We start from the raw sequence: 20,690 nt of genomic DNA, 5'->3' as shown, positions 1-20,690 counted from the left end.
CGCATGCCCTACCTCAGCCTGCGCACCGGCGGCCTCTCGCTGCTCGTGCGACTCCTCTTCGTCGCCGCCCTCGGCCTCGGCACCCTGGCCGCCCTCCCCGCCACCACGGCACACGCGAGCGAGACCACCCGGACCGTCTCCGGCAGCACCGCGCTCCAGTCGGAGCGGAAGATCGGTGCCCGCGAGCGCCGCACCCGCAAGGTCCGCAAGGCGCTGCGGATCGTGAAGAACCAGAAGGGCGACCCCTACCGGTACGGCGCCTCCGGCCCGGGCAGCTTCGACTGCTCCGGCCTGGTCAACTACGCCTACCGCAAGGCCGGCTTCAAGGGGACCCCGCGCACCTCGAGCCAGCAGGCCGGCTGGGCCAAGCGGATCAAGCGCAAGCACCTGCGCCCCGGCGACCTGGTCTTCTTCACCGGCAGCGGCGGCGTCTACCACGTGGGCATCTTCTCCGGCCGCGCCCGGGGCGGGGCCCCGAAGATGATCAACGCGCCGTACTCCGGCACCCGGGTGCGCACCGAGAAGATCTGGGGGAACAACTGGTTCGCGGGCACGGTGCGACGCTGACCTCCGCCGGCTTCGGCCGGCCTGGAAGACTGGCGGCATGACCGCCACAGGGACGATCGAGACCTGGCTCACCGACATGGACGGCGTACTCGTCCACGAGGAGGTGCCGCTGCCCGGCGCCACCGACTTCATCGAGGCGCTGAAGTCCTCGGGGCGCAAGTTCCTGGTGCTCACCAACAACTCGATCTTCACCCCGCGGGACCTGCGCGCCCGGCTGCTCGGGTCGGGCATCGACGTCCCGGAGGAGGCGCTGTGGACCTCCGCGCTGGCCACCGCGCAGTTCCTGCTCGACCAGCGGCCCGGCGGCTCGGCGTACGTCGTCGGTGAGGCGGGGCTGACCACCGCCCTGCACGACGTCGGCTACGTCATGACCGACCGCGACCCCGACTACGTCGTCCTGGGGGAGACCCGCACCTACTCCTTCGAGGCGATCACCCGGGCGATCCGGCTGATCGAGGCCGGCGCGATCTTCCTGGCCACCAATCCCGATCCCAGCGGGCCCTCGCAGCACGGCACCCTCCCGGCGACCGGGTCGGTGGCCGCGCTGATCTCCACCGCCACTGGCCGCAAGCCCTACTACGTCGGCAAGCCCAACCCGCTGATGATGCGTAACGCGCTCAACCGGATCGACGCCCATTCGGAGACCACCGCGATGGTGGGCGACCGGATGGACACCGACATCGTCAGCGGGTTGGAGGCCGGCCTGCGCACCTATCTGGTGCTGACCGGCTCCACCCGCCGGGAGGCCGTCGAGCGCTACCCGTACCGCCCCACCGAGGTGGTCGATTCGGTGAAGGACCTCATCCACCTGGTCGGCTGAGCCCACCCCGGTCCCGACGGTGGTAGGTGCCCTCTCCGCGAGGGGGCCGCCGGGGCGCCGCGTCCCACCGCGGTTATCCACAGCCCGAGACGGACGGGTTCCGGGACCGGGTGACGCGGGTTACATTCTCCGCCACGATGTCCAATCTCGGGAATGGATGCGGCGATGACCCTTACCTCCACCACGCGCCCTGAAGATCTGCTGGCGCAGCTCGATCAGCGGGTGCGCGAGCTCGTGCGCAGGGAGGGCGTCGACCCCCAGCGGGAGACCGGCCTGGTCCGACGGATCGCCGAGCAGGCGGTCCTGGCGCACGACCAGCGCAGCCTCACCGGCGCGGTCGCGCCGGTCGATGACCCCGAGGCGGTGGTCGGCGAGTTGGTGGCGCGGGTCTCCGGCTTCGGGCCGCTGCAGCCGTTCCTCGACGACCCGACCGTGGAGGAGATCTGGGTCAACGATCCGAGCCGGGTCTTCGTCGCGAGGAACGGCCGGCACGAGCTGACCAACCTGGTGCTGACCGCCGAGCAGGTCGACGAGCTGGTCGAGCGGATGCTCAAGTCCAGCGGCCGCCGGGTCGATCGCTCCCAGCCGTTCGTCGACGCCATGCTTCCTGCCGGGCACCGCCTGCACGTCGTCCTGGACGGCATCACCCGAGGCTTCTCGGCGATCAATATCCGCAAGTTCGTCGTCCGGGCCGCCCGCCTGGTCGATCTTGTCGAGCTCGGCTCGATGACGGCCCAGGCGGCGGCCTTCCTGGAGGCCTCGGTGCGCGCCGGGCTCAACATCATGGTGAGCGGTGGCACCCAGTGCGGCAAGACGACCATGCTCAACTGCCTGGCCGCGGCGATCCCGGGCGGTGACCGGGTGATCTCCGCAGAGGAGGTCTTCGAGCTGCGGTTCGCGCACCCCGACTGGGTGCCGATGCAGACCCGCCAGGCGGGCCTGGAGGGCACCGGTGCGATCACCCTGCGTGACCTGGTCAAGGAGAGCCTGCGGATGCGGCCCAGTCGGCTGATCATCGGCGAGGTCCGCGCCGAGGAGGCACTCGACCTGCTCCTGGCCCTCAACGCAGGTCTGCCCGGGATGGGCACGGTTCATGCCAACTCCGCCCGGGAGGCCCTGGTCAAGCTCTGCACACTCCCGCTCCTGGCGGGGGAGAACATCTCGGCCAGGTTCGTCGTCCCCACCGTCGCGACCAGTGTCGACCTGGTGGTGCACCTCGGTCTGGACGAGCGGGGAGTGCGCCGGGTCGAGGAGATCGTGGCCGTGCCGGGGCGGGCCGAGGGGGATGTGATCGAGACCGCCACCCTGTTCGAGCGACGCGGATCCGAGCTACGCCGCGGCAGCGGCATGCCGCCCCGGGTGGAGCGGTTCACCCGGATCGGCCTCGACCCGACCCGCCTGCTGGCCGGCTGAGGGCGACATGGGTGCGCTTCTCGGGCTCGGCGTCGGCGTCGGGCTGCTCCTGATCTGGTCCGCCTTCGCGCTTCCTCGCCACCGGGCGGAGGGCCCTCCCCGGTCGGCCGGCCCGGGCCGCACCGACCGGCTGCTGGCGCGGGCCGGGATGGGCACCACCTCGGCCCGCGCGTTCTGGGTCGTGTGTGCGGGGTGTGGCCTGGTCGCGTTCCTGGGCATCCAGGTCGTGTCCCAGACCCTGCCGGTGTCGCTCACCTTCGCGATCATGGGCGGCTACCTGCCGGTCGGGCTGGTGACCGGGCGTGCCCGGCGGCGTCAGGCCGAGTTCGCCGAGGTGTGGCCCGAGGCGGTCGACAACCTCGCCTCCGCGGTGCGGGCGGGGCTCTCGCTGCCAGAGGCGGTCGGAGGGCTCGCTGTCCGCGGGCCGGAGCCGCTGCGGCCGGCCTTCGCCCGCTTCGCCCTCGACTACCAGGTCTCCGGACGGTTCGGAGAGTCGCTGGACGGGCTCAAGCGGGTCCTCGCCGACCCCGTCGGTGACCGGGTCGTGGAGGGTCTCCGCATCGCCCGGGAGGTCGGGGGCGGCGACCTCGGCCGACTGCTGCGCAACCTCTCCGGCTACCTGCGCGACGAGGCCCGCACCCGATCCGAGCTCGAGTCCCGCCAGAGCTGGACGGTCAACGGCGCGAGGCTAGCCGTGGCGGCGCCCTGGCTGGTGCTGCTCGTGATGTCCTTCCAGTCCGAGGTCATCGGCCGCTACGCCTCTCCCGGCGGCGTCGTGGTGCTGGTGTTGGCCGCGCTCGCCTGCGTGGTCGCCTACCGCGTGATGATGCGGATCGGCCGGCTCCCGACCGAGCGGCGGATCCTGTCGTGAGCCCCGCCATGCTCGGCGCCCTGCTGGGCGCGGCCGTGGCCGGCGGGCTGCTGCTCGTGCTGGCTCGGGCGCGAGCCCTGCGTCGTACGTCGGTGCAGAGCCGGGTGCTTCCTTACCTCCGCGACCTCCCCAGCACCGCGCCCTCCGCTGCCGCGGTGTCCCAACCGGCCGGGCCCGGCGGCACGGCGGTCCGGGCGGTCTTCGGCCCGGTCCTACGGGCCGGCGCGGACGGCGTCGAGCGGGTGCTCGGGGGAGCCGCCAGCATCCGGCGCCGACTCGAGCGCGCCGGGATCGACCGGAGCGTGCACGAGTTCAGGATCGAACAGGTGCTGTGGGGCCTGGCCGGCTTCGCCGTGGCGGCCGGCTACGGCCTGCTCCGCGCGCTGACCTCCTCGGCCGACGCCTGGACCTCGCTCCTGCTGTGCGCCCTCGGCTTCGTCCTCGGCGTCCTGTCCCGCGACACCCACCTCACCAGCCAGGTCAAGCAACGCGAGCGAGCGATCGTGGCGGAGTTCCCGACCATCGCCGAGATGCTCGCGCTCGCGGTGGCCGCCGGCGAGGGCCCGGCGACGGCGCTGGACCGGGTGGTGCGCCGCAGCGGCGGCGAACTCTCCCGAGAGCTCGCCCGGGTGCTCGCCGCGATCCGCACCGGTGCGCCGGTCGCGGCGGCGTTCGACCAGCTCGCGGCCCGCACCGGGCTGCCGCTGGTGGCGCGGTTCGCCTCCGGAGTCGCCGTCGCGGTCGAGCGCGGCACGCCCCTGGCCGACGTCCTCCACGCGCAGGCGGCCGACGTCCGTGAGGCGGGTCGCCGCGAGCTGATCGAGTCGGCCGCGCGGAAAGAGGTGCTGATGATGGTCCCGGTGGTCTTCCTGGTCCTGCCCATCACCGTCCTCGTCGCCTTCTGGCCGGGCCTGATCGGCCTCAACATCGTCGCGCCCTGAGCGCGCATCAACACCCCTCTCGGAAAGGCACTCGCCATGGATCAGCTCACCCTCCACCTGCTGCGCCTCCGCTACGCGCTCACGCAACCGCGCCCGCGCGACGAGCGTGGCGACGTACCAGGCTGGGTGCTGGTGACGGTGATGACCGCATCGATCGTGGCGGCGCTCTATGCCCTGGCCAAGCCGCAGCTCACCTCGATGCTGCGCAGCGCGCTCAACTCGGTCCAGTGACGCCCAGGCGCCGTCGTGACGAGCGAGGCGCCGCCGTGGTCGACTTCGTCCTCGTCCTGCTGCTGTTGTTGCCGTTGTTCTTCGGACTGCTGCAGTTGGGCCTCGTGCTGCACGTGCGCAACACCCTCACCGCGGCGGCCTCGGAGGGCGCCAGGTACGGCGCGGCGTACGACCGCTCTCCGGCGGCAGGGGCGGCCCGCACCAGGGATCAGATCCGGGGCGCACTCGCGGGCAAGTACGCCCGCGAGGTCTCGGCCCGCCTCGAGGCGGTCGGCGGAGCCCCGACCGTGGTGGTGCGGGCGCGGGCCGAGGTGCCCACCCTCGGCTTCCTCGGACCCTCGGTCTCGCTCGAGGCGGAGGGGCATGCGACGCGGGAGGTGTTCCCGTGACCCGGCGGGGCGCCGACCAGCGGCGCATCGACGAGCGGGGGAGCGCGATGGTGGAGTTCACCTGGCTGGCCCTGCTCCTGATGGTGCCGCTGCTCTACCTGCTGCTCAGCGTGTTCGAGGTGCAACGCGGCTCGTTCGCGGTCAGTGACGGCACCCGGGCGGCAGCCCGGGCCTATTCGCTGGCCCCCTCGCCCGGTGCAGGGCAGGAACGGGCGCGGGCGGCGGTCCGGCAGGCCCTGGCCGATCAGGGGGTCGAGGGGGTGGCGCCCCGGATCCGCATCACGTGTACGCCGAGCGAGGCCTGCCTGCAACCGGGCTCGACCGTCACCGTCCGGGTCTCGGCCCGCGTGGCTCTCCCGCTGGCGCCGGCGGTGTTCGGGTCCGGGGCCCCGGGCGTGCGGGTCTCCGCGGTGCAGACGGTGCCGTTCGGCAGCTATCGTCCCGGCCGGGAGGCGACCGGATGACGCCGCGACGCCACGACGAGCGCGGGTCGGCCACTCCGCTGATCGTGGGGTTCGCCATGATCCTGCTGCTCCTGGTCGCCGTGGTGGTCGACGCCTCGGCGGCCTACCTTCAGCGGTCGGGGCTGAGCAGCATCGCCGACGGGGCCGCGCTGGCCGGCACCGAATCGGTCGACGTCGAGGACACCTACGTCTCCGGGCTCAGCTCCGATCCCCGGCTGGTGGCGGCGGAGGCCGAGGCGGCGGTGGCGGCGTACCTGCGCGAGGTGGGCGCCAGGGGCAGCCACCCCGGCCTGCGGGTCACCCGGCTGGAGGTGACCGAGGACCGGGTCACGGTCAGGATCTCGGCGCCGCTGCGTCTCCCGCTGGGGATGCCCGGGCTGGGGGATGCCAGCACGGTCGCCTCCACGGGGTCGGCCCAGCTCACCACCTACTGACCGCTCACCGACCCGTTCAGGACCCACCGGCACCGACGGCCTACCGTGGTGGGGGCTCACTCTCGGGAGGTCTCGGATGATGACGCGCGTGGCCGGCGTCCTGCTCGTGCTCGTGCTCGGCGCGCTTCCGCCGATCGCCCTGGCGCCCTCGGCGGAGGCGGCCGGTGACGCGGCGCAGCGGTACGGCGAGCGGGCCTTCCAGGTCAGCAACAACGTGCGGGCCCGGCACGGCCGGACGAGACTGCGCCACGACCGCTGCCTCCAGCGCGCCGCCGCCCGGCACGCGAGCTCGATGCGCACCCAGCGCCGGATGTTCCACCAGCCGCTCGGTCCGCTCCTGCGCGGCTGCGGTCTGCGCGGGGTGGGGGAGAACGTCGCGGTCGGCTATCCCACCGGCCGTGCGGTGGTGCGACGCGGCTGGATGCGATCGCCCGGCCACCGGCGCAACCTGCTGCGGCGGGAGTACCGCGTGCTGGCGGTGGCGGCGCGACGTACCCCCTCCGGGGCGTGGTACGCCTGCCAACTGTTGGGTCGGCGTGCCTGACGGGTAGCCTGAAGCTCGTGGCAGGCCCCGACTTCGACGCCGAGCTCAAGCAGCTCCAGGCGACCATGCACACCATCGAGCAGGTGCTCGACCTCGACGCGATGAAGGCCGAGGTCGCTGACCTCGAGCAGCAGGTCGCCGCGCCCGACCTCTGGGACGACCAGGACAACGCGCAGAAGGTCACCGGCCGGCTCTCCCTGCTGCAGAACGACATCGAGCGCTTCGAAAACCTCAACGGCCGCGTCGAGGACCTGGGCGTCTTGGTCGAGCTGGCCACCGAGGAGGGCGACGCCGACACCCTCGCAGAGGCCGGCACCGAGCTGGACCGGGTGCGGCAGGCGGTCGAGGCGCTCGAGGTGCGCACCCTCCTCTCCGGTGAGTACGACGCCCGCGAGGCGCTCGTGACCATCCGGGCCGGCGCCGGTGGCGTCGACGCGGCCGACTTCGCCGAGCAGTTGATGCGGATGTACACCCGCTGGGCCGAGCACCACAAGTACCCCGTCGAGGTCTTCGACACGTCCTACGCCGAGGAGGCCGGGATCAAGTCGGCCACCTTCGCCGTGCACGCGCCGTACGCCTACGGCACGCTGAGCGTCGAGGCGGGCACGCACCGGCTGGTGCGGATCAGCCCCTTCGACAACCAGGGCCGCCGGCAGACCTCCTTCGCCGCCGTCGAGGTGGTGCCGGTGCTCGAGCAGACCGACGAGATCGAGATCGACGAGAACGAGATCAAGGTCGACGTGTATCGCTCCTCCGGTCCCGGCGGACAGAGCGTCAACACCACCGACTCCGCCGTCCGGCTCACCCACCTGCCCACCGGCGTGGTGGTCTCCTGCCAGAACGAGAAGTCGCAGCTGCAGAACAAGGCAGCCGCGATGGTGGTCCTCAAGGCCAAGCTGCTCGCGCTGAAGAAGGCTGAGGAGGAGGCCCACCTCAAGGACCTCAAGGGCGATGTGGCGGCGAGCTGGGGCGACCAGATGCGCAACTACGTGCTCAACCCGTATCAGATCGTCAAGGACCTCCGCACCGGCTTCGAGACCGGCAACCCCACCTCGGTCTTCGACGGCGATCTGGACGGCTTCCTCGAGGCCGGCATCCGCTGGCGGCGGGGCGCGGAGAACGCCGACCAGAACTGATCCTTCCTGGGTCGGTGTCGGCGGACCCGTGTTCGTCCCTCGAGGGATGTCGCCGGGCTCGCCTCCAGGGTGGAGTCCCGCCGGGGGAGTGCGCGTTCGCGCGCACATCTTGACGAACGAGCCTCCGCGCCGCACCCGCCGGCGTCACTCCGGGTCGGTGCGGGGCGCGGTCGCCTGCATCACGGCCACGCACCAGCGCCCGGTGCGGTCGACCAGATCGGCGGGCGGCTCGGCGCGGGTGCCGGTGACCGAGCAGCTGAGCCAGGCGTCCCCGAGCAGACCGCGCATCGTCACGGTGGTGTGCTGCCGATCGGTGCGGCAGCTGGTGGTCACGGTGGGTTGTCCGAGACCGGGCACGCCGGCGACCGGTTCGCAGCCCGTGCCGGCGAGGGTGGAGCGCGCGAGAGCGCGGGCCTGCTGCCGGGTCACCGGCGGGGTGAACACCCAGGCGCGGGCCGACCGTGCGTCGTCGGCGGTCCACGTACAGGAGTACTCGTGCGCGACGTCCCTCACCCGTTCGCTCACCCGGGCGACGTCTCCGTCGCCGTACGACGCTGCGGTGAGCTCGCCCTCCAGCCCCTCCGGCGCCACCGCCGCGGCGATGTCGTCCTCGTCGAGGTGGTCGCAGAACTCGCCGCGCATCACGGTCACCGCGGCGGTGTCGATGTCGGCCAGGGGGGTGGCGAGCGGCTCCGGTGCAGGCGTGGGCGAGTCCTCGGGCAGGACCCAGCGCAGGCCGACGAACACCACCACCGCGGTGAGTGCGGCCGAGACCAGGAGCGCGAGCAGCACGCCACGACGTCGAGACACCCTCTGAGGTTAGGCCGTACCTGTCGAGTCGGTGGAGTCGTGGGCCACGGGCATGGAGTACGGCGCGGCCTGCCCTGGACCGTTCCTCGGGGAAGTGAGCCGCGCCCGCCCTTCGACTACGCTCGGCCCGGTGATTCGCTTCGAGAAGGTCACCAAGACGTATCCGGGCACCGGCCAGCCCGCCCTGGACCAGGTGTCGATCGACGTCGAGAAGGGCGAGTTCGTCTTCCTGGTCGGCCAGTCCGGCTCGGGCAAGTCGACCGCGCTGCGTCTGGTGCTGCGCGAGACCCGCCCCACCACCGGCCGGGTGTACGTCGCCGGCAAGGAGATCGACCGGCTGGCCGGCTGGAAGGTGCCGCAGCTGAGGCGCCAGATCGGCACCGTGTTCCAGGACTTCCGCCTGCTCACCACCAAGACCGTGGGTGAGAACGTCGCCTTCGCGATGCAGGTGACCGGGCACTCCAAGGGCGAGATCACCGACCGGGTGCCCCAGGTGCTGGACCTGGTGGGTCTCGACGACAAGGCCGACCGGATGCCGGACGAGCTCTCCGGCGGAGAGCAGCAGCGGGTCGCGATGGCGCGCGCGGTCGTCAACCGGCCGCAGATCCTGGTTGCCGACGAGCCCACCGGCAACCTCGACCCGCAGACCAGCGATGGCATCATGGCGCTGCTCGAACGGATCAACGGCACCGGCACCACCGTGCTGATGGCCACCCACGACGTGACCATCGTCGACCGGATGCGCAAGCGCGTGATCGAGCTCGAGGACGGCCGGGTGGTTCGCGACCAGGCCGAGGGCGCCTACGACTCGTCCAGCTGAGCACACCCCGGCCCGCCACCAGCCCGCGACCAGCCCGCGACCAGCCCGCGACCAGCAGAGAGTCCTCCCAGTCATGCAGTTGCGTTACGTCTTCACCGAACTCGGCCAGAGCCTGCGCCGCAACGTGTCGATGCACCTTGCCGTCATCCTCACCCTCTTCGTCTCGCTGACCCTGGTCGGGCTCGGCGTGCTGCTCAACGAGCAGGCCGAGAAGACCGAGCAACAGTTCGGCAGTGCCCTGGAGATCACCGTCTTCCTGTGCCGCGATGACGACAGCAACAATGCCTGCACCGGTGCGGCCACCGACGCCCAGAAGGACGCGATCCTCACCGTCCTCGAGGACAGCCCCGAGGTGGAGTCCGTCCGTTTCGAGAGCCAGGCCGAGGCCTTCGACCGGGCCGAGGACATGCTCGGCCCAGAGCAGTTCGAGGGGCCGGACGCGATCATCACCGAGAAGGACATGGCCGAGTCCTACTGGGTCACGCTGACCGATCCGAGGGAGGCCGACGTCGTCACCGAACAGGTGCAGGGGCTGGACGGCGTCTCCTACGTGCAGGACCTGCACGAGATCACCGGACCGCTGCTGGCCTCGATCGACGAGCTGACCTGGTTCTCGATCGGAGTGGCCGTGTTCTTGGTGATCGCCGCCCTGCTGCTGGTGGGCAACACCGTCCGGCTGGCGGCCTTCGCCCGGCGCAAGGAGATCGGCATCATGCGCCTGGTCGGCGCCTCGACGGCGTACATCGCCCTGCCCTTCCTTCTTGAGGCGCTGGTGACCGCGGTGCTCGGGGTCCTGCTCGCGATCGGGGCGCTGGCGGTGTTCTTGGAGTTCGAGGTGATCGGGCGGCTCAGCGACCGAGTTGACTTCCTGCCCTGGGTGGACTGGAGCGACTTCGGGAGTGTGGTGCTGATCGTGGCGGTCGTGGGTCCGATCATCACCGTGTTGCCCACCCTGCTGCTCACCCGCAAGTACCTCAAGGTCTGACCTGGGGGCCTGCGCTGCCCGACCCCTCGTGTGCCGCCTGGCCGGGGTGTCGGGCCGGGCCGTCCGGGCTCTCGACCGCTGTGGTGCTCCTGCCGGTTAACCGGTTGCCCGGCTTTGCGACAATGGGCGCATGCCGAAGGAGAAGGGGCGCACGGTCGTCGCGCAGAACAAGAAGGCGCGCCACGACTATCACATCGAGGACACCTACGAGGCCGGGCTGGTCCTGCAGGGCACCGAGGTGAAGTCGCTGCGCCTGGGTCGGGCGTCCTTGGTCGACGGGTTCGTCGACATCGAGCGCGGGGAGGCCTGGTTGCACGGTGTGCACATCCCCGAATACTCCCAGGGCACCTGGACCAACCACGCGGCTCGGCGCAAGCGCAAGCTGCTCCTCCACCGCGAGGAGATCGCCAAGATCGAACGGCGGGTCAGCGAGAAGGGGCTCACCGTCGTACCCCTCGCGCTCTACTTCAAGGACGGCCGGGCCAAGGTCGAGCTGGCCCTGGCCAAGGGCAAGAAGAGCTGGGACAAGCGTCAGGCGATCGCCGAGCGCACCGCCGACCGGGAGAAGGAGCAGGCCGTCGGGCGGTTCCTCAAGGGGATGCACGACTGAGCCGGAGCTGGTATCCAAGGCCTGACCAGATCCCCGGCAAAGGACCCAGATGACCGCCGACGCGCACACCGACCACGACCCTGCCCTCGAACCGGACCGGCCCGGGATCGCCGCCGAACCGGAGCAGGTACGAGCCTGGTGGCAGGCCCTCGAGCTGCCGGGTCTCTTCGACGTCCACGTCCACTTCATGGCACCGGCCATCCAGCGGGCGGTCTGGGCGGTCTTCGACTCTGCCGGCCCGAAGCTCGGTCGACCCTGGCCGATCCGCTACCGGCTCGAGGTGGACGAGCGGGTCGAACTGCTTCGCTCCTTCGGGCTCCGACGGTTCTCAGGCCTGCCCTACGCGCACAAGCCCGGGGTGGCCGCCTATCTCAACGACTGGGCCCGGGAGTTCGCCCAGCAGGTGCCCGAGTCGCTCTGGTCGGCCACCTTCTATCCGGAGGACGACGCACCCACCTACGTCGGCGAACTGGTGTCGGCCGGTGTCGAGGTGTTCAAGGTGCATGTGCAGGTGGGCGAGTTCCCCCTGGATGCGCCGGAGCTCGATCCGGTCTGGGGCATCCTCGCCGAGGCGGGCACCCCCGTGGTCATCCATGCGGGCTCGGGGCCGGTGCCCGGAGAGCACACCGGCCCGCGGTCCCTGGCCGCGGTGCTGGCGAAGCATCCCGCCCTCACCGCGATCGTCGCCCACCTCGGGGCACCCGAGTACGCCGAGTTCCTGGCGCTCGCCGCCCGGCACCCTCGGGTCCACCTCGACACCACGATGGTCTTCACCGAATTCTTCTCCGAGGGTGGCGGGTTCCCCGCCGACCTCCAGCCCCGGCTGGTCGACCTGCAGGACCGCATCCTGCTCGGCTCGGACTTCCCGGCGATCCCCTATCCCTACCTCCACCAACTCGAGTCGCTCGAACGGCTCGGCCTGGGCGAGGACTGGCTGCGAGCGGTCTGCTGGCACAACGGGGCGCGGCTCTTCGGGGCTGAACCGCGCGCGATCTGAGCGGACCCGCCCGCCTTCGTTTCTTCGGGATCGGGAGCCTCTTCGGCGGCTGTCGCTCGACGCCGCCGAACCCCTCGGCGTGCCCTCCGTGGGCCTCCGCTGCGGCCCTGAGCCGTGGACGGATCGACCGGGTCCTCAGCCCCGACCTGGAGGGGGACATCGGGAGCCTCTCCCAGCCGACGAGTCGGCCCGCGCCGTGGGGGAGCGGTGGCGCTCGGGAGGTGCGCGGCGGACCCGATGCGCGGAACGGAATACCGGTTCGTGTCCGCGGGTTGCACCCGGTACGCTTGGTCGCGTTGACAAATCAAGAGGGGCTGATCGGTTTCGACTTGGGACGTTAGTCCGAAGGGAAGCGGGTCGAGAAGCCAGCGTCATCTCGTAAACGATCGCTGGAAACACATAACTGCCAACGCTAAGCGCAGTTCCTTCGCTCTCGCCGCCTGAGCGGTGATCGAAGCGTCAGACAGAGCGTCCGTCTCCGGCTCTGATCCTGGCGTCGACTAGGAGACTTGCCGCGTCACTTCCGCCGGGAGGGTGACGCGGGACTCTTTCCCGGCTGAGCCTGTCGGTGACGCGTCCGTGCGAGCACCGGGGCTGAGAAAATCGCCAGCGCGGACTGCACCCGGAGAATACTTCGTTCGACGCTCGAGGACCGGGGTTCGATTCCCCGCAGCTCCACTCAACTCTGGGCGACGTGTGCCCGCGCTCTGCGCGGGCCACGTCGTCTCGTCATTTCTGTGCGCGCTGCGCGCGCGAGGTGCGGGGCCCCAACGCCACACCTCTGGTCGCGCGGGCCTCGTCGTCGGCTCACGAGTCATCCGCTTGACCTCAACCCAGGTTGAGAGTGTCGGATGGTGCGACGGAGGGCCGATCGGGCCCTTGGAGAGCGACCGACATGGATCGGGAAGGATGTTCCGGTGACCGCCGAGCCGACGCCGCTGACGCCGACCTCGACCGATGAGCCGCCCGGGTGGCGGCGCAACATCGTCTTGTTCCTGGGCGGTCAGACCGTCTCGCTGCTGGGCTCGATGCTGGTGCAGTACGCCGTGATGTGGCACCTGACGATCCAGACCCAGTCGGGGTCGGTCCTGATGTGGTCGATCGTCTTCGGCATGCTGCCGCAGGCGTTCGTCTCGATCTTCGGCGGTGTTTGGGCCGACCGGCATCACCGCAAACTGCTGGCGATGGGCGCCGATACCGCGATCGCCCTGGCCACCCTCGTGCTGGCACTGCTGATGGTGTCGGGGGTGGACGACCTGTGGATCATCTATGCCGCGCTGGCGGTGCGCTCGACGTTCGCGGGTATCCAGACCCCCGCCGTCTCCGCGATGCTCCCGCAGATCGTCCCCCAGCGGGTGCTGCTGCGGGTCAACGGTCTCAACCAGTCCATCCAGTCCGGGATGATGCTGCTGGCGCCTGCCCTCGCGGCCGCGATCTACGCCAGTCTCTCGATCACCGCCGTCTTCTTCGTCGACGTGGTCACCGCCCTGATCGGGGTCGGTCTGCTCTTCCTGGTGCCGGTGCCGCGGCCGCCTCGGCCGCAGGGTGAGGTCGCCGCCGCCGGCTACTTCGCCGACCTGGTGGGCGGGTTCCGCTACCTCGCCTCGCATGCGTCGGTGCGCTGGGTGGTCGGCCTGATGGCCGTGGTGATGGTGCTGCTGGGCGCTCCGTCGTACCTGTCGCCACTGGTGATCACCCGGGAGTTCGGCACCGAGGTCTGGAAGCTGACCGTCAACGAGGTGTGCTGGTCGGCGGGCATGCTCGGTGGCGGGCTGGCGCTGGCGATCTGGGGAGGCCGGGTCACCCAGCGGATCACCTTGGTCATCGCGACGATGGTCGCGAGCGGTCTGTTCACCGTGGGGCTCGGTCTGGCCGAGGGGCTGTGGGCCTTCTTCGCGTTCGGGCTGCTGATCGGGATCACCTTCGCGCCCCTCACCAGCACCACGATGACGATCCTGCAGGAGAGCGTGGAGCCGGAGATGCTCGGCCGGGTCTTCGGATTCGTGGGCATCGTGATGACCGTCGCGATGCCGCTGAGCATGGTGGTCTTCGGCCCACTGGCCGACGAGGTCGACGTGCGCCTGCTGCTGGTCGTCGCGGGCCTCCTCCTGCTCCTCGCGATCGCCGCGATCCTGGCCAGCCCCTCCGCTCGCCGGTCACTCGCAGCGGTGTCGCGTCCCGACCCGGACGCTGATCAGACCCGGGCCTGACCTGATCCGGCTCGATCGGCGATGCGCGCATCTGGGTCTCGGGACGCGGCGGTTCACCCCGAGAGGGTCGCGATGGCCAGGCTCCGGGTGGCCACGTAGCAGGTGACGGTGCGGTCCTCCTTGACGGCCGCCGTCAGGGTGACGGTGCCCCCGGCGTCCTGCTCGACCTCGACCTGCTCGGGGGAGGGGACCGCGCAGCCGACGTGGACCGTCTGGGCCCACCTCTCCTCTCCGCTGGACACACCGTGCTCGGCGACAGCGCTGAGGAAGGGCTTTTGGAGGGCGTCGGGCAGGGTCGCGGCGTACGACGCCTGCTCGGCCGAGGTGGTGACCCGGGTCGCCTGCTGTTCGGCGGCCCCACCTCCGCTGGCGGGGCCGGTGTCGGGGCCGGTGACCACCTCGATCTCCGGCGCCGCTGACGCCGAGGCGGTGGGACTGGTCGGGGTGCTGGTCGGGTCGACGGCGGTGGGCTCACCCTCCGAGCCGCAGCCGGCGACCAGAGCGACCAGGAGGGGCACCGGCACCAGGACGGTGGGGATCCTCTTCATGCCGATGGGACGCGTCCCGCGGCCGGTGGGTTCCCTCACCGCCGGACTCACTCCCGAACGGCGGTGTCCAGCGCCGCTGAGACGGTGGTCTCGCCTCCGACCAGGTTCCACTGGTGGCCGATGGTGTCGGGCCGGTCGAGCACCGCGGCGAGGACGACGGCGACGTCCGCGCGGGGAATCTCCCCGCGGGCGACGTCCGGGCCGAGCGAGACCAGCCCCGTGGCCGGGTCGTCGGTGAGCCGGCCGGGTCGGAGGATGGTCCAGTCGAGTCCGCTCTCACGCAGGGCGGTGTCGGAGTCGCGCTTGGCTGCGACGTAGGCCGCCCAGACCTCGCTGGTGTCGGCAGGCAGCGGGTCGTCGACGTTGATCGCCGAGATCTGCACGAACCGGCGGATGCCGCGGCTCCGGGCGGCTTCGATCGACTTCAGCGAACCCTCCAGATCGACAGTCCGCTTGCGTTCGACGCTGCCGTCCGGCCCGCCGCCGGCGGCGAACACCACCGCGTCGCAGCCGGCGAACGCCGCGGCGAACTCCTCGCCCCCCTGCTGCTCGATGTCGAGGTGACGCACCTCGGCCCCCGATGCCTCCAGTTCGGCCCGGTGGCCCTCCGAGCGGACCAGCGCCACCGGCTGATGTCCCGCTCGGGCCAGCAGCCGAGGCAGCAGGCGCGCGATCTTTCCGTGTCCTCCGACGATGGCGATACGCATGGGTCCCAACCTACGTCGGGACCAAGCCGGGCCGCCGCGCCCGCCCGGGCATCCAACGTTGGCCGGCTCGCCACCTCCAGGTCACGCCGGTGTCGAACGCCGCCGCCATCGTTCGAGGCGTGTGGACCACCACCGCCCACCGAGGCGCCAGCGCCTACGCACCGGAGAACACGCTCGCCGCCTTCGCGGTGGCGATCGCCCAGCGTGCCGACGCGCTCGAGTCGGACGTCCAACTGTCGCGTGACGGCGTCCCCGTGCTCCTGCACGACGCCACCCTGTCCCGCACCACCGACGTGGAACGGGTCTTCCCGGACCGAGCGCCCTGGAACGTCGGCGACTTCACCCTGGCGGAGATCAAACGGCTCGACGCCGGCTCCTGGTTCGGCGCGGAGTGGGTGGGGGAGCGGGTGCCGACCCTGGCCGAGCTGATCGGACAGGTGCGCCGTACCCGCACCGGAATCCTGATGGAACTCAAGTCGCCCGGGCTCCACCCCGGCCTCGAGCGGGCGGTGGCCGACACCTTCGCCGGCGTCCCCGGGTACCTGCCTTGGGCGCTTGCCCGCGGACGGCTCACGGTGCAGAGCTTCGACTGGAACGCGATGGCGATCTACGCGAGCCTCCAACCCGGCACGCCGGTCGGGCTGCTCGGCACCCCCGCCGTCGACGATCTGCCCGACCTGACCTGGGCGCGACAGATCAACCCGCACGCCAGTGCTCTGAGCAGTGAGTACGTCGCCGCCGTGCACCGGCACGGGCTGGCGGTCCACACCTGGACCCTCGACGATCCCGAACGCATGCACGCCGCCCTCGACCAGGGCGTCGACGGTGTGATCACCAATCGGCCCGACGTCCTCGGCCGTCTCCTCGCGGAGCGCGCCGGAGCGGGAACGCCCGCGGCCTGAGCCTGGGGCCACCGATCCTGCCCCTGCTGCGCGACGGCGACGATCGATGGACCCGGCTGAGCGCGTCGGCCTCGCTACGCTGAGCCGGTGACCTGTGTCTTCTGCGCGATCGCGGCCGGGGACGAACCGGCCGAGATCGTGCTCGAAGGGCCGGAGCTGGTGGCCTTCCTCGACCGCCGCCCGGTCTTCAAGGGCCATGTCCTGTTGGTGCCCCGGCAGCATGTGGTGACGCTCCCGGACCTCCCGCCGGGGCTCCGCGACGGCTTCCTCGCCGCCGGCCAGCAGCTCGCCTCCGCAATGGTGGAAGGGCTCGGCGCCCAGGGCAGCTTCGTCGCGGTCAACAACACCGTCAGCCAATCCGTGCCCCACCTGCATCTGCACGTCGTGCCGCGCACCAAGGGCGACGGGCTGCGCGGCTTCTTCTGGCCGCGACACAAGTACGCCGACGACGCCGAGATGGCCGTGTACACGAACCGGATTCGGACCGCTTTAGCGGGTCACTGAACGATTGTTCTAGAGTGACCGCGGTCGTAGTACCTACCACCAATCCCTGATCAGCGGAGGTCACACAATCATGGGTCGTTTCGACGGTCGCGTTGCAGTCATCACCGGTGCCGCCCGAGGCATCGGCTTCGGGGTCGCCACCCGGTTCGCCGAGGAGGGCGCGTCGGTCGCCATCATCGACCTCGACGAGCAGGCGGCCAGCGACGCCGCGGGCAAGCTGCCGGTCATCGGCGACGCCAAGGCGATCGGCATCGGGTGCAACGTCGGCGACGGTGCCTCGGTCGACGCCGCGATCGCGCGCGTCGTCAGCGAGCTCGGCGGTCTGCACATCCTGATGAACAACGCCGGGGTCACCCGCGACAACCTGCTGTTCAAGATGACCGAGGAGGACTGGGACCTCGTCATGAACGTCCACCTCAAGGGCGCCTTCTTGATGAGCAAGGCCGCGCAGGCCCACATGTCCGCGCAGAAGTACGGCAAGATCATCAACGTCTCCAGCACCTCGGCCACCGGCAACCGCGGGCAGGCCAACTACTCCACCGCCAAGGGTGGCATCCAGAGCTTCACCAAGACCCTGGGCATCGAGCTGGGCAAGTTCGGCATCAACGTGAACGCCATCGCCCCCGGATTCATCGCCACCGAGATGACCGACGCCACCGCCGCCCGCCTCGGCGTCGACGTGGAGACCTTCCGCGCCGGTGCCGCCGACCGCAACCCCGTCAAGCGGGTCGGCTTCCCCGAGGACATCGCCGCCGTCGCCGCCTTCCTGGCCAGCGACGAGTCCTCCTACGTCACCGGCCAGACCCTCTACGTCGACGGTGGCGCCACCCTGCTGTAACCAGTCGGCACGAGCGTGTCGCCGCTCGCTGGTGCGTGCAAAGGAAAGGATGCACCTGCGGCGGCGCCACGCTGCCGTGCTGGGCGGTCGGCACGAGCGTGTCGCCGCTCGCTGGTGCGTGCAAAGGAGAGGATGCACCTGCGGCGGCGCCACGCTGCCGTGCTGGGCGGTCGGCACCAGCGTGTCGCCGCTCACCAGTGTGCGCAGGACCTAGGTGGCGCTGAGTCAAGGGTTTGGCTCAGCTGGCTATCGTAAGGCGCGCTCGGCCGAGGGCCGGGCGCGCCTTCCTGTGTGTACCGCCATCGCGACGCACACTGAAGTGCGCCGCCCGGACTTGCCGGGACCTCCCCTCAGACGTCCGAAGATTCGATCGGAGCCTTCATCGTGCGCATCTCCCGCGCCCCTCACCGCACGTTCGCGCGAGCCGTGACCCCGCTGCTCGCCGCCGGCCTGCTGCTGTCCGCCTGCGGAGGCGACGACGACCCCGAACCCAAGGCCGACGACGGCGCCAGCGCCGCACCCAGCGAGCCCGACCACTGGCCCCTGACCGGCGTGGCACTGCCCGACGGCGAGAGTGCGGCCAAGTCCCACCCCGTGTACGTCGTCAAGGTGGAGAACACCGACGGCGGAGCCCCCCAGGTGGGCCTGAGCCAGTCCGACCTGGTCGTCGAGGAACTGGTCGAGGGCAACCTCACCCGGCTCGCCGCGTTCTACTACGAGAACCTGCCCCGCGAGGTGGAGGCGGTCCGCTCGATGCGCCCCTCCGACGCCGGGATCGTCGCCCCGGTCGATGGCACCATCGTCACCAGCGGCGCGGCGGGCTTCACGAAGGAGACCCTCGACGAGGCCGGCGTCAGCTACATCGAAGAGGGCGCCGACGGCTTCTCCCGAGACGACAGCCGCCCGGCGCCGTACAACGTGATCGCGGATCTGAAGACCATCTCCAAGTCGGCCGAGGGCGAGGACGCGCGGCCGGACGACTACTTCACCTGGTCGGACGCCGAGAAGTTCCCGGCCGGCAAGAAGGCCAAGAACTTCACCGCCGACTTCGGCGGGCACGCGTCGCAGTGGTCCTACGACGGCAAGGGGTACGTGCTGGAGAACGGCCACATGCCCGAGGACGATGCGTTCACCCCCGACACGGTCGCGGTGCTCAAGGTGCGCACCTCGCTGGCTCCGTACAAGGACCCGGGCGGGGCCGACGTGCCGATCTCGCACTTCGAGGGCAAGGGCAACGCCTGGGTCTTCCACGACGGCCGGATGGTCAAGGCCACCTGGGAGAAGTCCGCCGAGGACGCACCGGTCTCCTTCTCCCTGGCCGACGGCACCGAACTGGCCGTCCCGGTCGGCAAGGTCTGGCTGGAACTCCTCCCCAAGAACGCCGGCCAGGTCAGCCTCGGCCAGTGAATATCGGCGAGTGAGCTTCGGTCAGTGAGCCGCGGCCACCGTCCGCAGGCCCGCGAGCACCAGGCCCACCGCGGCCTCGACCCGGGCCGCCTCGGCGTCCGGGTCGGCCGCGTCGCCCACTGCCGAGCCCACTGAGGACAGCGCGCCGACGAAGAGTCGCGCGAAGGTGTCGGCGAGGCCGGGATCGAGGCCGCGACCGTCGTGCGCGAACACCTCTCCGACGATGTCGGAGACCACGGCATAGGCGGTCCGCTCCTCGCGCTCGCGATAGCGCTCGTAGCCGAGCACGGCGGGCCCGTCCTGCACGACGATCCGGAGGTAGTCCGGCGTGCGGACGATGTCCAGGAAGGTGCGCAGGCCGGCCTCGGCCCGCAGCCACGGGTCGCGCTCGGCGTCGATCACGCCCTGGATCCGCTGGGCCGCCCGCTCCTCCACGCGCGCGAAGACCGCCTCGAAGAGCGCCTGCTTGCCGGTGAAGTGGTGGTAGAGCGCCCCCTTGGTGACCTCGGCGCCCGCCACGATCGCCTCCAGCGACGTGCCGGCGTACCCGTGCAGGGCGAAGAGTCCCTGGGCGACGTCGACCAGGGACTGCTTGGTGGCGGCCGAGAAGTGTTGCCGACGCTCGCTCGCTGAGGTCACCCCGGTGAGTCTAATCTCGGAGGCATGGACGAGGTCCGGGCAGGAGCGCTGGTGGTGGCGACCCCGGGCCTGCTCGATCCGAACTTCGCCGACACCGTCGTCCTCATCCTCGACGCCGACGACGACGGCAGCCTCGGGGTGGTGCTCAACCGGCCGACCGAGGTCGCGGTGGGCGATGTGCTGGACGGCTGGGGGAGTGCGGTCGTCGGGCCGGGCGTGCTGTTCCAGGGCGGGCCGGTCGGCACCGAGGCGGCGCTCGCGGTCGCGCTCCTGCATGACCCCGCGGAGTTACCGGTCGGGTTCAAGCAGGTCGCCGACCGGCTGGGGCTGATCGATCTCGACACGCCCCAGGAGCTGGTCGACGGCTGGCTGGACGGCCTGCGCGTCTTCGCCGGGTACGCCGGGTGGGGAGCCGGGCAGTTGCAGTCGGAGATCGCGCGCGGCGACTGGTACGTCGTCCCATCGCAGCCCTACGACCCCTTCCGCGCCGACCCGGACGGGCTGCTTCGCGACGTCCTGCGCCGCCAGCCCGGCGAGCTCGCCTGGCGCTCGACCCGGCCGATCGACCCGGAACTCAACTGACCGGTGCTCGTCCCGCTGACGTAGGCTGACGCCATGGCTTTCCAGGGATTCGGCAATGGCGGCACCGCCGTGGACGAGGAGGTCCGCGAGCGGACGGTCCCCACCGAGGAAGGCGATCACGAGCGGTTCTCGCACTATGTGCCGAAGGAGAAGCTCACCGAGGCGATGGTGATGGGTACGCCGGTCGTCGCCCTGTGCGGCAAGGTCTGGGTGCCCAGCCGCGACGGCAGCAAGTTCCCGGTCTGCCCCGAGTGCAAAGAGGTCTGGGAGGGTCTCAACGACTCCTCCGGCGAGGGTGACTCGGGGAGCAACCCGGAGTGA

At 71.0% G+C, this 20,690-nt stretch carries 26 protein-coding genes and 1 other RNA gene; 23 read left to right on the top strand and 4 right to left on the bottom strand.

The window, feature by feature from the left end:
- Positions 1–3: 3 nt before the first annotated feature.
- From G515_RS22460 to prfB, 11 genes are all read left to right on the top strand, one after another.
- On the top strand, positions 4–567 hold the full coding sequence (locus G515_RS22460; RefSeq protein ID WP_051217827.1) for a C40 family peptidase: 564 nt from the start codon (positions 4–6) through the stop codon (positions 565–567).
- Positions 568–604: 37 nt separating this feature from the next.
- The gene (locus G515_RS0103935; RefSeq protein ID WP_028659102.1) at positions 605–1,387 is read left to right on the top strand and encodes an HAD-IIA family hydrolase; all 783 of its coding nucleotides are present in this window, start codon (positions 605–607) and stop codon (positions 1,385–1,387) included.
- A gap of 165 nt (positions 1,388–1,552) precedes the next feature.
- The gene (locus G515_RS0103930; protein ID WP_051217826.1) at positions 1,553–2,800 is read left to right on the top strand and encodes a TadA family conjugal transfer-associated ATPase; all 1,248 of its coding nucleotides are present in this window, start codon (positions 1,553–1,555) and stop codon (positions 2,798–2,800) included.
- Between the two features lie 7 nt (positions 2,801–2,807).
- Complete coding sequence (locus G515_RS0103925; protein WP_028659100.1) at positions 2,808–3,671, top strand: type II secretion system F family protein; 864 nt, start codon at positions 2,808–2,810, stop codon at positions 3,669–3,671.
- Entirely contained in the window at positions 3,668–4,612 is a 945-nt protein-coding gene (locus G515_RS0103920) for a type II secretion system F family protein (protein ID WP_028659099.1), read from the top strand. Before G515_RS0103925 ends, G515_RS0103920 begins: the two co-directional genes overlap by 4 nt.
- 36 nt (positions 4,613–4,648) lie before the next feature.
- Positions 4,649–4,843, top strand: coding sequence for a hypothetical protein (locus G515_RS0103915; RefSeq protein WP_028659098.1), 195 nt, complete (start codon positions 4,649–4,651; stop codon positions 4,841–4,843).
- Positions 4,840–5,232: a TadE/TadG family type IV pilus assembly protein gene (locus tag G515_RS0103910; RefSeq protein WP_028659097.1), complete on the top strand. Its 393-nt coding sequence runs from the start codon at positions 4,840–4,842 to the stop codon at positions 5,230–5,232. The genes G515_RS0103915 and G515_RS0103910 overlap by 4 nt, the downstream gene beginning before the upstream one ends.
- A complete protein-coding gene (locus G515_RS0103905) occupies positions 5,229–5,696 on the top strand; it encodes a hypothetical protein (protein WP_028659096.1) in 468 nt (155 codons plus the stop codon). Before G515_RS0103910 ends, G515_RS0103905 begins: the two co-directional genes overlap by 4 nt.
- On the top strand, positions 5,693–6,130 hold the full coding sequence (locus G515_RS0103900) for a pilus assembly protein TadG-related protein (RefSeq protein ID WP_028659095.1): 438 nt from the start codon (positions 5,693–5,695) through the stop codon (positions 6,128–6,130). Before G515_RS0103905 ends, G515_RS0103900 begins: the two co-directional genes overlap by 4 nt.
- Positions 6,131–6,206: 76 nt before the next feature.
- On the top strand, positions 6,207–6,674 hold the full coding sequence (locus G515_RS0103895) for a CAP domain-containing protein (protein WP_028659094.1): 468 nt from the start codon (positions 6,207–6,209) through the stop codon (positions 6,672–6,674).
- Positions 6,675–6,691: 17 nt separating this feature from the next.
- Positions 6,692–7,810, top strand: a complete 1,119-nt coding sequence (prfB, locus tag G515_RS0103890; protein ID WP_028659093.1) for a peptide chain release factor 2 — start codon at positions 6,692–6,694, stop codon at positions 7,808–7,810.
- Positions 7,811–7,954: 144 nt separating this feature from the next.
- On the opposite strand, the gene G515_RS0103885 is transcribed toward prfB, so the two are convergent.
- Entirely contained in the window at positions 7,955–8,620 is a 666-nt protein-coding gene (locus G515_RS0103885; RefSeq protein WP_157570978.1) for a hypothetical protein, read from the bottom strand.
- A gap of 130 nt (positions 8,621–8,750) precedes the next feature.
- Here G515_RS0103885 and ftsE point away from each other — a divergent pair, with 130 nt between their 5' ends.
- From ftsE to G515_RS0103860, 6 genes are all read left to right on the top strand, one after another.
- A complete protein-coding gene (gene ftsE, locus G515_RS0103880) occupies positions 8,751–9,440 on the top strand; it encodes a cell division ATP-binding protein FtsE (RefSeq protein WP_028659091.1) in 690 nt (229 codons plus the stop codon).
- A 73-nt stretch (positions 9,441–9,513) separates the two neighbouring features.
- Complete coding sequence (gene ftsX, locus G515_RS0103875) at positions 9,514–10,425, top strand: permease-like cell division protein FtsX (RefSeq protein WP_036553854.1); 912 nt, start codon at positions 9,514–9,516, stop codon at positions 10,423–10,425.
- A 130-nt stretch (positions 10,426–10,555) separates the two neighbouring features.
- Positions 10,556–11,035 (top strand): SsrA-binding protein SmpB, encoded by a 480-nt coding sequence (smpB, locus tag G515_RS0103870; protein WP_028659089.1) that lies wholly within the window; start codon positions 10,556–10,558, stop codon positions 11,033–11,035.
- Positions 11,036–11,084: 49 nt separating this feature from the next.
- Positions 11,085–12,032, top strand: coding sequence for an amidohydrolase family protein (locus G515_RS19380; protein ID WP_051217825.1), 948 nt, complete (start codon positions 11,085–11,087; stop codon positions 12,030–12,032).
- Between the two features lie 310 nt (positions 12,033–12,342).
- Positions 12,343–12,713: a transfer-messenger RNA gene (gene ssrA, locus G515_RS22970) on the top strand.
- A gap of 236 nt (positions 12,714–12,949) precedes the next feature.
- Complete coding sequence (locus tag G515_RS0103860; RefSeq protein ID WP_051217821.1) at positions 12,950–14,242, top strand: MFS transporter; 1,293 nt, start codon at positions 12,950–12,952, stop codon at positions 14,240–14,242.
- A 53-nt stretch (positions 14,243–14,295) separates the two neighbouring features.
- On the opposite strand, the gene G515_RS0103855 is transcribed toward G515_RS0103860, so the two are convergent.
- Together G515_RS0103855 and G515_RS0103850 are read right to left on the bottom strand one after the other, a co-directional pair.
- A complete protein-coding gene (locus G515_RS0103855) occupies positions 14,296–14,829 on the bottom strand; it encodes a hypothetical protein (protein ID WP_157570977.1) in 534 nt (177 codons plus the stop codon).
- 8 nt (positions 14,830–14,837) lie between these two features.
- Positions 14,838–15,497 carry an SDR family oxidoreductase gene (locus G515_RS0103850; protein ID WP_028659086.1) on the bottom strand — a complete coding sequence of 220 codons (660 nt, stop codon included), beginning with the start codon at positions 15,495–15,497 and terminating at the stop codon, positions 14,838–14,840.
- Between the two features lie 119 nt (positions 15,498–15,616).
- On the opposite strand from G515_RS0103850, the gene G515_RS19375 reads away from it, so the two are divergent.
- The 4 genes from G515_RS19375 (at position 15,617) to G515_RS0103830 (ending at position 19,148) form a co-directional block, all read left to right on the top strand.
- A complete protein-coding gene (locus G515_RS19375; protein ID WP_245565188.1) occupies positions 15,617–16,399 on the top strand; it encodes a glycerophosphodiester phosphodiesterase in 783 nt (260 codons plus the stop codon).
- Between the two features lie 87 nt (positions 16,400–16,486).
- Positions 16,487–16,903 (top strand): HIT family protein, encoded by a 417-nt coding sequence (locus tag G515_RS0103840; protein ID WP_028659085.1) that lies wholly within the window; start codon positions 16,487–16,489, stop codon positions 16,901–16,903.
- Positions 16,904–16,973: 70 nt separating this feature from the next.
- Positions 16,974–17,741, top strand: coding sequence for an SDR family NAD(P)-dependent oxidoreductase (locus G515_RS0103835; RefSeq protein WP_028659084.1), 768 nt, complete (start codon positions 16,974–16,976; stop codon positions 17,739–17,741).
- 384 nt (positions 17,742–18,125) lie between these two features.
- Complete coding sequence (locus tag G515_RS0103830; protein WP_028659083.1) at positions 18,126–19,148, top strand: DUF3048 domain-containing protein; 1,023 nt, start codon at positions 18,126–18,128, stop codon at positions 19,146–19,148.
- A gap of 21 nt (positions 19,149–19,169) precedes the next feature.
- Here the strand turns inward: G515_RS0103830 and G515_RS0103825 are convergent, their stop codons facing one another.
- A complete protein-coding gene (locus tag G515_RS0103825; RefSeq protein ID WP_036553851.1) occupies positions 19,170–19,787 on the bottom strand; it encodes a TetR/AcrR family transcriptional regulator in 618 nt (205 codons plus the stop codon).
- A gap of 24 nt (positions 19,788–19,811) precedes the next feature.
- On the opposite strand from G515_RS0103825, the gene G515_RS0103820 reads away from it, so the two are divergent.
- Positions 19,812–20,369: a YqgE/AlgH family protein gene (locus G515_RS0103820; RefSeq protein ID WP_028659163.1), complete on the top strand. Its 558-nt coding sequence runs from the start codon at positions 19,812–19,814 to the stop codon at positions 20,367–20,369.
- A gap of 33 nt (positions 20,370–20,402) precedes the next feature.
- Complete coding sequence (locus G515_RS0103815) at positions 20,403–20,690, top strand: DUF3039 domain-containing protein (RefSeq protein WP_028659081.1); 288 nt, start codon at positions 20,403–20,405, stop codon at positions 20,688–20,690.

The organism is Nocardioides insulae DSM 17944, assembly GCF_000422825.1.
Lineage (GTDB): Bacteria > Actinomycetota > Actinomycetes > Propionibacteriales > Nocardioidaceae > Nocardioides > Nocardioides insulae.
The sequence above is the reverse complement of the archived record's forward strand: the minus strand, read 5'-3'. Positions and strand labels throughout refer to the sequence as shown.